Origin of the sequence: Ruegeria sp. SCP11 (assembly GCF_040329455.1) — a bacterium.
Lineage (GTDB): Bacteria > Pseudomonadota > Alphaproteobacteria > Rhodobacterales > Rhodobacteraceae > Ruegeria > Ruegeria atlantica_E.
This window is the reverse complement of sequence record NZ_JBDZYG010000009.1, coordinates 26309-39160: the sequence shown is the minus strand read 5'-3', so window position 1 is coordinate 39160 and position 12852 is coordinate 26309. Positions and strand designations below refer to the sequence as shown.

At 59.2% G+C, this 12852-nt stretch carries 12 protein-coding genes; 5 read left to right on the top strand and 7 right to left on the bottom strand.

What is annotated here, in order from left to right:
* The first annotated feature begins 3 nt into the window (after nucleotides 1-3).
* Nucleotides 4-912, top strand: a complete 909-nt coding sequence (locus ABLN94_RS14765; protein WP_352993536.1) for a LysR family transcriptional regulator — start codon at nucleotides 4-6, stop codon at nucleotides 910-912.
* Here the strand turns inward: ABLN94_RS14765 and ABLN94_RS14760 are convergent.
* Nucleotides 894-1421: a redoxin domain-containing protein gene (locus tag ABLN94_RS14760; protein WP_352993534.1), complete on the bottom strand. Its 528-nt coding sequence runs from the start codon at nucleotides 1419-1421 to the stop codon at nucleotides 894-896. The genes ABLN94_RS14765 and ABLN94_RS14760 overlap by 19 nt on opposite strands.
* Before the next feature lie 90 nt (nucleotides 1422-1511).
* Here ABLN94_RS14760 and leuB point away from each other — a divergent pair, with 90 nt between their 5' ends.
* Nucleotides 1512-2615, top strand: a complete 1104-nt coding sequence (gene leuB, locus ABLN94_RS14755) for a 3-isopropylmalate dehydrogenase (RefSeq protein ID WP_352993532.1) — start codon at nucleotides 1512-1514, stop codon at nucleotides 2613-2615.
* A gap of 58 nt (nucleotides 2616-2673) precedes the next feature.
* Here leuB and ABLN94_RS14750 read toward each other — a convergent pair whose 3' ends face one another.
* Complete coding sequence (locus ABLN94_RS14750) at nucleotides 2674-4860, bottom strand: transglycosylase domain-containing protein (RefSeq protein ID WP_352993530.1); 2187 nt, start codon at nucleotides 4858-4860, stop codon at nucleotides 2674-2676.
* A gap of 259 nt (nucleotides 4861-5119) precedes the next feature.
* Between ABLN94_RS14750 and ABLN94_RS14745 the strand changes: the two genes are divergently transcribed.
* Both ABLN94_RS14745 and ABLN94_RS14740 read left to right on the top strand, forming a co-directional pair.
* Complete coding sequence (locus tag ABLN94_RS14745; RefSeq protein ID WP_170491408.1) at nucleotides 5120-5458, top strand: P-II family nitrogen regulator; 339 nt, start codon at nucleotides 5120-5122, stop codon at nucleotides 5456-5458.
* 32 nt (nucleotides 5459-5490) lie between these two features.
* Nucleotides 5491-6816, top strand: coding sequence for an ammonium transporter (locus ABLN94_RS14740; protein WP_170491411.1), 1326 nt, complete (start codon nucleotides 5491-5493; stop codon nucleotides 6814-6816).
* 112 nt (nucleotides 6817-6928) lie between these two features.
* Here ABLN94_RS14740 and ABLN94_RS14735 read toward each other — a convergent pair whose 3' ends face one another.
* From ABLN94_RS14735 to ABLN94_RS14720, 4 genes are all read right to left on the bottom strand, one after another.
* Complete coding sequence (locus ABLN94_RS14735) at nucleotides 6929-8113, bottom strand: amino acid aminotransferase (protein WP_352993528.1); 1185 nt, start codon at nucleotides 8111-8113, stop codon at nucleotides 6929-6931.
* Nucleotides 8113-8967, bottom strand: coding sequence for a 3-mercaptopyruvate sulfurtransferase (gene sseA / locus ABLN94_RS14730; protein WP_352993527.1), 855 nt, complete (start codon nucleotides 8965-8967; stop codon nucleotides 8113-8115). Before sseA ends, ABLN94_RS14735 begins: the two co-directional genes overlap by 1 nt.
* An 80-nt stretch (nucleotides 8968-9047) precedes the next feature.
* On the bottom strand, nucleotides 9048-9317 hold the full coding sequence (locus ABLN94_RS14725) for a CBU_0592 family membrane protein (RefSeq protein ID WP_170491509.1): 270 nt from the start codon (nucleotides 9315-9317) through the stop codon (nucleotides 9048-9050).
* A 4-nt stretch (nucleotides 9318-9321) separates the two neighbouring features.
* On the bottom strand, nucleotides 9322-9885 hold the full coding sequence (locus ABLN94_RS14720; protein WP_352993525.1) for a helix-turn-helix domain-containing protein: 564 nt from the start codon (nucleotides 9883-9885) through the stop codon (nucleotides 9322-9324).
* A 107-nt stretch (nucleotides 9886-9992) separates the two neighbouring features.
* Here ABLN94_RS14720 and ilvD point away from each other — a divergent pair, with 107 nt between their 5' ends.
* Entirely contained in the window at nucleotides 9993-11825 is a 1833-nt protein-coding gene (gene ilvD / locus ABLN94_RS14715; RefSeq protein WP_352993523.1) for a dihydroxy-acid dehydratase, read from the top strand.
* Nucleotides 11826-12021: 196 nt separating this feature from the next.
* On the opposite strand, the gene ABLN94_RS14710 is transcribed toward ilvD, so the two are convergent.
* Nucleotides 12022-12840 carry a sulfotransferase family protein gene (locus ABLN94_RS14710; RefSeq protein ID WP_352993522.1) on the bottom strand — a complete coding sequence of 273 codons (819 nt, stop codon included), beginning with the start codon at nucleotides 12838-12840 and terminating at the stop codon, nucleotides 12022-12024.
* Nucleotides 12841-12852 lie beyond the last annotated feature (12 nt).

The window sequence follows — 12852 nt, the reverse complement described above, 5'->3', positions numbered from 1 at the left end:
TGAATGGACAAATCTCTTACTCATGCCGACTGGTCGCTGATCCAAAGTTTTCTGGCTGTGGCGGAAACCGGCTCGCTTTCTGCGGCGGCGCGACAATTGAACCGCAGCCAGCCAACCCTTGGCCGCCAGATTCACGCTCTCGAGGATGAACTGGGCGTGTCGCTCTTTGATCGCCACGCGCGCGGCCTGAAGTTAAGTGAGGTAGGTACCCAACTATTGCCGATGGCGCAGCAGATGCACTCGGCCATGACGTCGTTCAGCCTAGCAGCAGCAGGTCAGGCGCAGCAATTGGAGGGGTCAGTGCGGATTACTGCCTCGGTCTTTGCCTCACACCACCTGTTACCACCGATTCTGGCGCAGATCCGGGCGCAGGAACCGGCTATTCAGCTGGAGCTGGTTGCCACGGACGCCACCGAGAATTTGCTGTACCGAGAGGCTGACATTGCCGTACGCATGTACCGCCCGGAGCAGGTTGATCTCATCTCGCGCTACATAGGGGATGTGCAACTGTGTTTCTGTGCCGCCCGGTCCTATCTGGATCGCGCGGGGCGACCAGAGCAGCCCGATGAATTGTTCGACCACGATCTGGTCGGCTTTGATGCCAATGAACAGATGATCACCAAGATGCGCGACCGCGGCTGGCCCGCCACCAGAGACAGCTTTGCCACGAGGTGCGATCTGCAAAGCGCTTATTGGCAGTTGGTCCGCGCAGGTTGCGGACTAGGGTTTACTCAGGTTCAGGTGGCCAAGGCCGACCCGGATATCGAGATCGTTCTGCCGAATCTAGACGTTCTGGCGCTGCCGGTGTGGTTGGCTGCGCCTCAGGCCATGCGCCAGACCCCGCGTATTCGCAGAGTCTGGGATTTGCTGACCGACGGGCTAAAGGCCAGCCTTCAAAGCTCGCCAGTATAGGTACCGCGCGGCGGGTAGTTGTTGCCCAGCGTGAATTTCAGGCCCCCAACAATGTCGGACATTGCTGGCCGGGCGAAAGGTGTCGTCTGCTGCCACGCGTAGTACAGCATCCGGTCTGGTGAGATGAAGAAATGTCCGGGCTCGGCAAACAGGGCGGGCTCGGCACTGCCTTCGCGCGCCGTCGAGATGTGCAGGCCCCAGTCCTCGCGCGCCGCCGCCATCGGCAGGCCGTAACCCACACGCAACCGCGAAACTTCGGCTTTTTCGACCGTTTCAGCGGCACGATCCGCCGTATCCGTAGTGATCATGATCACTTCGATACCCAGCTCCGCGAAATCGTCCAGAGCGGCCTCAGCCTCTTTCATCTGCTTGATGCAGATCGGGCAATGCAAGCCACGGTACTGAATCACCAGGGTACCGTTTTCGCCCTTGTCCGTGTCCAGATCGAATGTTCCGTGGCCCACAGTTTCGATTTTCAGCGCAGGAACTGGATTTCCCGGTATCAACATGTGTTTTCCTCGTGATTTGGCCGGGCGTCTCATTGACCCGATGCGGCGCAGACGCTAGGGCCTTTGCGACGAAACGCAAGGAGATCCTTCATGTCCAACCCTTCGCTCCTCATCCTGCCCGGAGACGGAATTGGCCCGGAAGTTATGGCCGAAGTGCGCAGAATCATCGACTGGTTCGGCGAAAAGCGCGGCCTTCACTTTGACGTGAGCGAAGACCTGGTGGGCGGCGCAGCCTATGATGCGCATGGCAAGCCCCTGTCCGATGAGACAATGGCCAAGGCGCAAGAGGTGGACGCTGTTCTGCTGGGCGCCGTGGGTGGTCCGAAATACGACGATCTGGATTTCAGCCTCAAGCCCGAGCGCGGGTTGCTGCGTCTGCGCAAAGAGATGGATCTGTACTCCAACCTGCGCCCGGCCCAGTGCTTTGACGCGCTGGCCGATTTCTCGTCGCTGAAGAAGGACATCGTTGCTGGTCTGGACATCATGATCGTGCGCGAGCTGACCTCGGGCGTCTATTTCGGCGAACCACGGGGTATCTTCGAGGAAGGCAACGAGCGTGTGGGCATCAACACCCAGCGCTACACTGAATCCGAAATCGAACGCGCTGCACGCTCGGCCTTTGAATTGGCGATGCGCCGGAACAAGAAGGTCTGCTCGATGGAGAAGGCCAACGTGATGGAATCGGGCATTCTGTGGCGCGAGGTCGTGGATCGTGTGGCCAAGGACTACCCCGAGGTCGAACTGAGCCACATGTACGCCGACAACGGCGCGATGCAGCTGGTGCGCGCACCCAAGCAGTTTGACGTGATCCTGACCGACAACCTGTTCGGCGACATCCTGTCGGACTGTGCCGCGATGCTGACCGGATCTCTGGGTATGTTGCCGTCGGCCTCTCTGGGTGCCCCGATGGCCAACGGCCGCCCCAAGGCGATGTACGAGCCCGTGCACGGCTCGGCACCGGATATCACGGGTCAAGGCAAGGCCAACCCGATCGCCTGTATTCTCAGCTTTGCTATGGCGCTGCGCTACAGCTTCGATCAGGGCGAAGAAGCAGACCGTCTGGAAGCAGCAATCGAGAAAGTGCTGGCCGATGGCGTCCGCACCGGGGATCTGTTGGCCGATGAGGGCGTTACCCCGGTCTCTACCACCGAGATGGGTGACGCGATCCTGGCAGCGCTGGACAGCAGTCTCTGATCACGCCTCACAACTGAATCGAAAGGCGGTGCCCGGTGCACCGCCTTTTTTTTGCGCCTCAGTTTCCGAAAATGTTGTTCAGCAAGTTGTTGATGGCGTTTTCAAACCCACTGCCCTGCCGACGTCTTTGTTGCCGCGGCTGTGCCGTTCGCACCGGCGGGTCCGGTGCCAACATTGGCAACGGCGTGGGCGTCATACCTTCGGTCACGCGCAGCATCGTCTCTTTCCAGATCTCGGCAGGCAGCCCGCCACCGGTTACACCCGACAGGGGAGTATTGTCGTCGTACCCCATCCAGACCCCCGCCACATAGTCGGCCGTGAATCCAATGAACCACGCATCCCGCGCCGCTTGCGTCGTGCCGGTCTTGCCCGCAACCTGCCAACCGGGTAGCTGCGCCCGTGCGCCGGTGCCCTCGGACACCACACGCATCATCATCCAGGTCAATTGCTTGGCCGCTTTGTCGTTGATCACCCGCTCGCCGATACCTGATGTCTTGACCATCATTGGGGTATCATCCCCAAGCAACTTCAACTCAGACAGGCCAAACGGCTCCACGGCCGAGCCCCCGTTCAGGATACCGGCGTAAGCCCCGGTCATCTCGATCAGCGTGCTTTCCGATGCGCCCAGCGCCAGAGCCGGACCCTGCGCCAGATCGCTTTCGATACCAAACTCGCTGGCCACGGTGCGGACATTTTCCAACCCCGCAACCTCAGCCACTTTTACAGCTGGGACGTTCAGCGAATTCTTCAGCGCATCCGCCAGTGTGACGCGACCATAGTACTTTCTGGTGTAGTTCTCGGGGCACCACTGGCCCGAACCTGGAATGTTGATGCAATAGGGCTCATCCACAACTGTATCCAGTGGCGAATACCCCAGCTCCAGCGCCGTGGCATAAACGAAGGGTTTGAAAGAAGACCCGGTTTGGCGCAGCGCCTGCGTGGCCCGGTTGAACGCACCTGACACACGCGTCTTGCGTCCGCCTACCATCGCCCTCACGGCCCCATCCGCCGACATCACGACAATGGCCGCCTGAGCTTTGGAGCCTTCTCGCACTTTCTCCTGAAAGATATATTGCAGTGCCTCTTCTGCAGATTTCTGCAAGCGCTGGTCCAGCGTGGTCCGGATCACCACATCATCCGTGGTGTCGGTACCAAAGAAGCTCGGCAACTCGGTAATCACCCAATCGGCGAAATAGCCACCAGCGCGCGCCGCAGCCGCCTCGGACAATTGCGCCGGGTTGCTGCGTGCCGTGCTGGCCTGCGAGGCGGTCAGATAGTCCTGCGCCTCCATCAAGCCAATTACCAGCCGTGCCCGGTCCTGCGAGCGTTGCAGGTTGTTCGTGGGCGCGTAACGTGTCGGCGCGACCAGCAGGCCGGCCAGCATTGCGGCCTGTGACGGGTTCACCTCGGCGGCCGAGATACCAAAGTAGCGCTGGCTCGCAGCCTCGAACCCGCGCGCGCCCGCGCCCAGGAAGGCGCGGTTCAGATAGATGGTCAGAATCTCGTCCTTGGAGTACTTGACCTCCATCGCCATCGCATAAACCGCTTCCTTGGCCTTGCGCCAAAGGGATCCCTGACGGCAATCGGACTCATAAGCGGCCTCAGACTCCCATTCGCTGGGCACGTAAGGCACGCCAAGACACAGCAGCTTGGCGGTCTGCTGCGTGATGGTCGAGCCGCCATGGCCGGACAGCGGCCCCCGCCCTTCGCTCAGGTTGATACGCACGGCGCTGGCGACGCCGCGTGGGCTGACACCGAAATGGCGGTAGAATCGTTTGTCTTCAGTGGCGACAACGGCGTTTTTCAGATGAGGTGACACGGTATCGGCGGTAATCACCCCGCCGAACTGATCCCCACGCCAGGCAAAGACCTTACCATCACGGTCCAGCAAAGTGACCGAGCCGCGCGCACGACCATCCAGCAGGGAATCCACATCGGGCAGCGACGTGTAGACAACCCCAACCGCAAGCGCCAATAGCAAGCCGGCCACTGCCCCGACGCGCCATGTAATGCCCCAGATCAGACGCCAGACCCAACGGAACAGGCGGCGGAAGAATCCACCTCCGTTGCCACCTGATTTCTTACGGGTTCTCTTTCGGGTGGTCTTTCGAGTCGTCGTTTTTCGCGCAGCCGCCTTTTTGCCCGCGGGTTTCGCGGTGCGTTTGGACGTCGCTGGCTTGCGGCCTTTCGACGGGTATCTTTTATCCGCAACAAGCGGAGCCTTTCGGCGCCTGGACTCAGTCATGCTCAAACTCTGCCCGGTTATCGTTTTGAGGCACAATACCCTGCCGCGGCGATGAAGTAGAGGGATGAATTTCCGCCAAATGCCCTCTTCATTCTGCCTATTTTTTAATCATTCGTGTATTTCTGTGCAAAAATTGTGCACCTTGCTGCCAATTTATCCAGCGTATTACCCCCTTAACCGTTCCTTACAACGCCCTGACACGCTTTTTTCTGCAGGTGCAAAACAGACCGGACAGACCCGGAAAGCAGAGGGGACTAACGTGAAACTGATCATTGCGACAATCAAGCCGTTCAAGCTTGAGGAGGTGCGCGAGGCACTGACCGACGCAGGCGTACGCGGCATGATGGTAACCGAAATTAAGGGCTTCGGCTCTCAATCGGGCCACACAGAAATCTACCGTGGCGCCGAATACGCCGTGAACTTTGTGCCCAAGATCAAACTGGAAATCGTGGTGCCTGCCACAATGGCCGATCAGATCGTCGAAACCATCACCACAACCGCCAAGACCGGCAAGATCGGCGACGGCAAGATTTTCGTCCTCGATGTAGAGCAAGCCATGCGCGTGCGGACCGGGGAAACGAACGAAGAGGCGCTCTAAGCGCCCCCACTCACAACATTCGAGGACTGACAATGAACCTGATGAAATCTCTCATCCCTGCCGCCGCGATCGTCGCGCTGCCGCAGATGGGCCTTGCGCAAGAGGCCGCCGCTGGCGAAACCGCGCAGCACACGCAATACATTCTGACCTCGCTGCTGTTTTTGGTTGGCGGGTTCCTGGTGTTCTGGATGGCCGCTGGCTTTGCCATGCTCGAGGCCGGTCTGGTGCGTTCCAAGAACGTGGCCATGCAGCTGATCAAGAACATGGGTCTGTTTTCCTTTGCCGCCATCATGTACTGGCTGGTCGGCTTCAACCTGATGTACCCGGGCGATGGCTGGACCATTTCCGGTATCCTCGGGGCGTTCTCACCAACGTCGCTGGAACCGGTTGGCCTTGAAGGTGTTGAAACCGACCTGTCCTACGCCTCTGTCGGGTCGGACTTCTTCTTCCAGCTGATGTTCTGCGCCACCACCGCCTCGATCGTTTCGGGCACCATGGCAGAACGCGTCAAACTATGGCCGTTCTTCGCCTTTGTGATCGTGTTGACCGGCATCATCTATCCGATCGAGGCGTCCTGGCAGTGGGGTGGCGGTTGGTTGTCCGAGATGGGCTTCAGCGATTTCGCTGGCTCGACACTGGTGCACGCCGCAGGTGGCTTTGCAGCGCTGGCGGGGGCCATCGTACTGGGCCCGCGTATCGGCAAGTACAACAAGGACGGCAAAGTGGTCCCGATCCCCGGTTCGAACCTGGCGCTGGCAACCTTGGGTACGTTCATCCTGTGGCTGGGTTGGTTCGGCTTCAACGGCGGCTCGCAGCTGGCAATGGGCACTATCGGTGACATGGCCGACATCAGCCGCATCTTCGCCAACACCAACATGGCCGCTGCGGCCGGTGCCGTTGCCGCGCTGATCCTGACGCAGGTGATGTATGGCAAGGTCGACCTGACCATGGTGCTGAACGGTGCTCTGGCCGGTCTGGTGTCGATCACCGCCGAACCGCTGGCTCCGTCGCTGTTCCAAGCTCTGATCATCGGTGCAATCGGTGGTGTGATCGTTGTTCTGACGGTTCCGATGCTGGACCGCATGAAGATCGACGACGTCGTCGGCGCGATCCCGGTTCACCTGATCGCAGGCTTCTGGGGTACCTTCATCGTGGCCTGGACCAACGGTGACGCAAGCTTCGTGACCCAGATCATCGGCTTTGCAGCGATCGGGATCTTTGTCTTCGTGGTTAGCTTCATCCTCTTCTCGATCCTGAAGGCAACAGTTGGCCTGCGGGTTGGTGAGGAAGAAGAGATCAACGGTCTGGATATGGGCGAGCTGGGTATGGAAGCCTACCCGGAGTTCTCCAAGGGCTAAGACCTGAGAACTAAAATCGAAGGCCGGGCGTTCGCGCCCGGCTTTTCCTTTTGGATAGAACTAAAAAAGCCGCGCTGGACTGCGCGGCTTTTGTTTTTTGATGCCGGGTCGCTTAGACACCCACGTCGATGATCGCTTTAGCCAAGATCGGCACGGTGTTTGCATTCAGACCAGCGATATTGAGGCGGCTGTCGCCGACCATATAGATGCCGTGGTCAGCACGCAGTTTCTCGACCAGTTCCGGTGCGGCACCAAGGCGAGAGAACATGCCACGGTGCTGGGCGATGAAGCCGAATCGATCCGAGCCGCTGAGGCGCTGCAGTTCGTCGGCCAGTTGCTGGCGCAGGCCGAGCATGGACAGGCGCACCTCTTCCAGTTCAGCAGCCCAGTCGGCGCGCAGAGCGTCATCATTCAGAATCGTGGTCACGACCCGCGCACCGTGATCTGGCGGGAAGGAATAGTTCTGGCGGTTCAGGAATGCCAGCGTTGCCTGATTCAGGGCGGTTTGCGCCGCGTCGTCGCTGATCGCCATCAGCAGGCCGGTGCGCTCGCGATACACGCCAAAGTTCTTTGAACAGGACGCTGCTATTAGGCAGCGTTTGACCGAGGACGCCACCAGACGGGTCGCCTGCGCATCCTCTTCCAGACCATCACCAAAGCCCTGATAGGCAATGTCGATCATCGCCACGAGGCCCAGTTCGTTGATCAGGTTTACGACCTCCTGCCACTGCACCATGTTCAGATTGGCGCCGGTCGGGTTGTGGCAGCAGCCGTGCAGCAGAACCACGTCGCCCGCCTTGGCGGTCTTCAGGTCTTCGATCATGCCATCGAAATCGACGCCGCGGGTTTCGCCATCGAAATAGCGATAGGGAACCATCTCCATCCCCAGATAGTTCAGGATCGACAGATGGTTTGGCCAAGTCGGATTAGAAACGAACACACGCGCCGAAGGGTTGGCCATGCGGATCATCTCGAACGCCTGACGACAGGCACCGGTGCCGCCCGGAGTAGCCACGGCGGCAATGTTAGCCCGCGGCACAGAGGTGCTCAGGATCAGGCCGATCATCGCATCGGCATAGGCCGGATCACCCGCCAAGCCAGTGTATGCCTTGCTCTCCTGCTCTTCCAGAATGCGCTTTTCGGCAGCTTTCACCGCGCGCATCACCGGGGTCACGCCCTCGGCATTCTTGTAGACGCCAACACCCAGGTCAATCTTCTGATCGCGCGGGTCTTCGCGGTACGCCTGCATCAGCGCCAGGATCTTGTCGGCGGGCTGCGGTTTGAGGTTTTCGAACATCAGTTCTCTCCGGTTGCGACGGGCAGGGTCGGGAAGGCACCCCATTCAGCCCAGGAGCCGTCATAAAGCGAATGGTCTTTTTTGCCGATGCGCTCAAGCGCAAGGCTGAGGATCGCGGCGGTCACACCCGACCCGCAGGAGGTGATCGCAGGCTTCGACAAATCCACACCTGCCGCTTCGAACACGGCGCGGCAGTCGTCGGGCGACTTCATCGTACCGTTCTTGTTCAGAAGATTGCCAAAGGGCACGTTGCGTGAGCCCGGAATATGGCCCGATCGCAAACCCTCGCGAGGCTCAACCTCTGCACCGGCAAAGCGGCCAGCGGAACGGGCGTCGATGATCTCATGATCGGCCAGTTTGGCAGCGGCGGACACCTGCGTGACGTCGCGCACCAGATGGTTCTGCACCCGCACGGTCATGTGACGGTCACGGATGACGGGGGGCAAATCTTCAACTTCGCGCTCCTCGGCCAGCCATTTGGGCATGCCTCCGTCCAGAACAGCGACATTCTCCTGCCCCATCAGCCGGAACAGCCACCAGACACGCGCTGCAGACATCAGACCAGCACCGTCGTAAACCACTACCTGATGGCCGTCGCCCACGCCCATGGCCCGCAGGCGCGACATAAATTTCTCGACCGGAGGGGCCATATGCGGCAAGTCCGAGCGGTGGTCGGAAATCTCATCAATATCGAAAAACCGTGCGCCGGGAATGTGACCCGCGTCATATTCCGCCTTAGCGTCCCGCCCTTGCTGAGGCAGATACCAAGACCCATCCAAAATCCGCAAATCGGGATCTTTCATATGGGCGGCAAGCCATTCGGTTGAAACGAGGGTTTTCGGATCGTCCTGCATCAAAGCCTCCCCAAAGCACGCTTGATCTGTCCCTATACGCGCGGACATGCGGGTTCAAGGCTGGAAGGGGGTTTACGGGGCTATCGCGTGCGTCTCAGCCGGAAAAACTGGATGATTCCGATCAGACTGATCAGAATCCAGAACCCCTCGATCAGCATCGAGGCCAGATTGAAATTCTGCAGCAGCGAGTAGACAATCAGAACCGACCCGGCGAGGTTTAGCACCGGAAAGGCCAGGTCCTCGGAATTCATCATCCGCATCTGGGTGGCGAAATAGGCGGCCACAACGACCAGAGCCCCGAAAGACCCGATGGCATCGGCCAGTGTCAGAGTGTTCAGAAATGCAGCCATGTTCTCAGCCAATCGCGGCCAGCGCATCAAGCTGTGCATAATGATGCATGTTCAGAAACGCCGTGCCCTGTTCGCCCGCGCGATAGCTATGGGGCAGGTCCGCCGCAAAGCGCAGCCCCTGCCCGGCCTGCAACGGCACCCACTCGCCATCCCGTAGAATGTCGAGCTCACCGGTCAGCACAAATACCTCTTCGGTTACACCTGTGGCATGTGCAGCTGAGTCGTGAACCTGATTGGGCGAGAGGTTGACGTGAAACGTCTCGGCCCGCAGCGCGGGATCAAAGGGAAAGACGATCTTGACCTCAAGGCTGCCGGGAAAGGTCACGGTTCGAAACACATCCGAACTGGGCGTATCGCGCAGGGTTTCCGAGCCAATCAGGGCACTCAGAGGCAGTTGGAACCCTTTGGCGATCTTCCACAGTGTCGCGATGGTCGGGCTGGATTCGCCGCGCTCGATCTGGCCCAGCATGGCTTTGCTCACGCCCGTCATCTCGGCCACCTTGGACAGGCTCAACCCCGAGGCCGCCCGCACATCCCGTAATTTCAGCGTTATGTCTTCCGGTGCCATGTCAATCGTCTTTCGAATCCCCTTGTGCGTTATAGCGCACATGTGATACGTGCGCTATAACGCACATATCCCGCATATCGCAACCGGGGCAAAAGGGAAACAGCATCATGCCAATGTACCGATCCAGAACCTCTACCCATGGCCGCAACATGGCCGGTGCCCGTGGCCTGTGGCGCGCCACCGGCATGACCGAGAGCGATTTCGGCAAGCCGATCATCGCTATCGTCAACTCGTTTACCCAGTTCGTACCCGGGCATGTGCACCTGAAGGATCTGGGCCAGATGGTCGCGCGCGAGGTTGAGGCCGCAGGCGGTGTCGCCAAGGAGTTCAACACCATCGCCGTCGATGACGGTATCGCTATGGGCCATGACGGTATGCTGTACTCGCTGCCTTCACGCGAAGTCATCGCGGATTCGGTCGAATACATGGTCAATGCCCACTGCGCCGACGCCATGGTCTGTATTTCGAACTGTGACAAGATCACTCCCGGCATGCTGATGGCCGCAATGCGCCTGAACATCCCGGCGATCTTTGTTTCTGGTGGACCGATGGAAGCTGGAAAGATCGACATCGAAGATCTGGACGTCAAGAAAATCGACCTGGTCGACGCAATGGTTGCAGCGGCCGATGATCACTACACCGACGAGCAGGTCAAACATATCGAGGAAAACGCTTGCCCCACCTGCGGGTCGTGCTCCGGCATGTTCACTGCAAACTCGATGAACTGCCTGGCCGAGGCGCTGGGTCTGGCGCTGCCGGGCAACGGCTCGACCCTGGCCACCCATGCGGACCGCAAGGAACTGTTCCTTGAGGCGGGCCGCCGGATCGTTGAGATCACCAAGCGTCACTACGATCTGAACGAGAAAGGCTTCCTCCCGCGTGAAATCGCCACCTTCGAAGCCTTCGAGAACGCGATGAGCCTCGACATCGCCATGGGCGGTTCAACCAATACCGTTCTGCACCTATTGGCGATCGCACATGAGGGCGAGGTGCATTTCACCATGGCGGATATGGACCGGCTCAGCCGCAAAGTGCCTTGCCTGTGCAAGGTCGCGCCGAACACCGAGAATGTGCATATGGAGGACGTCCACCGCGCTGGCGGCATCTTCTCGATCCTCGGAGAACTCGGTCGAGCCGGGTTGCTGCACGAAGATTGCAGCACCGTACACTCGGCCACCATGGGTGAGGCAATCGCAAACTGGGATATTAAGATTGCCAACAACCCCAAGGCGCAGGAACTCTTCAAAGCCGCTCCGGGCGGCGTGCGTACAACGCAGGCGTTCAGCCAGTCGAACCGCTACAAGGAACTGGATACCGATCGCGAAAATGGCGTGATCCGAAACAAGGAACATGCCTTTAGCCAGGATGGCGGCCTTGCCGTTCTGTTCGGCAACATCGCCCGTGACGGCTGTATCGTGAAAACCGCAGGCGTGGATGAAAGCAGCTTGACCTTCACCGGCTCGGCCTATGTCTGCGAAAGCCAGGATCAGGCGGTGAATGACATCCTGACTGGCAAGGTCGAAGCGGGCGACGTTGTGGTCATACGCTACGAGGGCCCCCGTGGTGGTCCAGGGATGCAGGAAATGCTATACCCGACCTCCTATCTGAAATCCAAAGGTCTTGGTAAAGCCTGTGCACTGCTGACCGATGGCCGTTTCTCGGGCGGTACTTCCGGCCTGTCGATCGGCCACGTCTCACCAGAAGCAGCCGAAGGCGGTGAGATCGGTCTGGTACGACAGGGTGACAAGATCGAGATCGACATCCCCAACCGCTCTATCCATCTGGCCGTGTCAGACGAAGAACTTGCTGCGCGGCGTGAAGAGCAGGACGAAAAAGGCTGGGTGCCAGCCGAGCCTCGCAAGCGTAAGGTATCAACCGCACTCAAGGCTTATGCAAAGCTGACCACCAGCGCAGCAAAAGGCGCTGTGCGTCAGGTCTGACCTGGGCAAGCTGGCTTGCTACAGAGCCGGCTTGTCCCATTCCAGGAATGCTCCCGTGCCCGAAGCGCACCATCGGCTACGCCGATGCCACGTTCGGCCTTGGGCCCGGCGCCGCGCACAGCGCGGCGCCGGGCCCAACCAGAGGAGATGTCTCGTCAGAGACATCGACGATGGGCGGGAGTACTTGCCTGACGGATCAGTCACCCAGTTTGGCGTGAACTTCGTCCAGATCAATTTCGCCAATCGGCATCTTATTCGCTGGGTTCTCGAAATCGTATTTGAACAGTTTGAAATCCTGTTTGTAAATTTCGTAAACCAAATGCATCGACAAATCGTCGAAATAATCCTCAACCGGATGCGCGCGCTTGGGTCCGTGGCCTTCGGACTCGTTGAACCGCGGAATCTCGGACAGGTTAACTGCATGCGGCGTGTCCAGATTGTCCAGGACACCCTGCATCCCATCGTTAAATTGCTCGGTCCAGAAGATGCGGTCGTACCTCCCGCCATTCACGATAAAGGTGGACACGTGGCCTGACATTGCCGACCAGTGTATGTCGGGGTCCATAGGTCTACGCCAACGGATCGTATCCCGGGCGAACAACAGGAACCGACGGAAACTGGCGATCTGGTCGAACTCACCCTTGCCGTCATCTCCTCCCACTTCGATCCCGTAATTGTAGATCAACGTCGGCACCAGGTTCCCACGATAGCGCTTACCGTTGCGCTGAATACCGCAGATTTTGTCAAAAAACGAGCTCAAGATTCGGGTGTATGGGTTACGTACGCAAGTGAAAGAGTATGCCCTGTGATCGCGGACATTCTTAGTTATCGGGTCCTGACTGTCGCCAAAGGCCCATTTGTGTATACCGTCCTGAGCGTCATGGATATCGCCATCAAAGAAGCGTCCGTGATCAGAATAAAACATGATCTGCCCGATGGTTGAGCAGGCGCATTTCGGCACAACACGGTACACCATGCTCTCACTTTCGGTCATCCATGTACCGGGAAAACCCATCTGCTGTGCCTC

Bases quoted from the DNA above. Each gene is read 5' to 3' on its own strand.
- sseA (WP_352993527.1), bottom strand. From the start codon at position 8,967: ATGCAGGACGATCCGAAAACCCTCGTTTCAACCGAATGGCTTGCCGCC.
- ABLN94_RS14765 (WP_352993536.1), top strand. From the start codon at position 4: ATGGACAAATCTCTTACTCATGCCGACTGGTCGCTGATCCAAAGTTTT.
- ABLN94_RS14735 (WP_352993528.1), bottom strand. From the start codon at position 8,113: ATGTTCGAAAACCTCAAACCGCAGCCCGCCGACAAGATCCTGGCGCTG.
- ABLN94_RS14720 (WP_352993525.1), bottom strand. From the start codon at position 9,885: ATGGCACCGGAAGACATAACGCTGAAATTACGGGATGTGCGGGCGGCC.
- ilvD (WP_352993523.1), top strand. From the start codon at position 9,993: ATGCCAATGTACCGATCCAGAACCTCTACCCATGGCCGCAACATGGCC.
- ABLN94_RS14760 (WP_352993534.1), bottom strand. From the start codon at position 1,421: ATGTTGATACCGGGAAATCCAGTTCCTGCGCTGAAAATCGAAACTGTG.
- ABLN94_RS14725 (WP_170491509.1), bottom strand. From the start codon at position 9,317: ATGGCTGCATTTCTGAACACTCTGACACTGGCCGATGCCATCGGGTCT.
- ABLN94_RS14750 (WP_352993530.1), bottom strand. From the start codon at position 4,860: ATGACTGAGTCCAGGCGCCGAAAGGCTCCGCTTGTTGCGGATAAAAGA.
- ABLN94_RS14710 (WP_352993522.1), bottom strand. From the start codon at position 12,840: ATGGGTTTTCCCGGTACATGGATGACCGAAAGTGAGAGCATGGTGTAC.
- leuB (WP_352993532.1), top strand. From the start codon at position 1,512: ATGTCCAACCCTTCGCTCCTCATCCTGCCCGGAGACGGAATTGGCCCG.
- ABLN94_RS14740 (WP_170491411.1), top strand. From the start codon at position 5,491: ATGAACCTGATGAAATCTCTCATCCCTGCCGCCGCGATCGTCGCGCTG.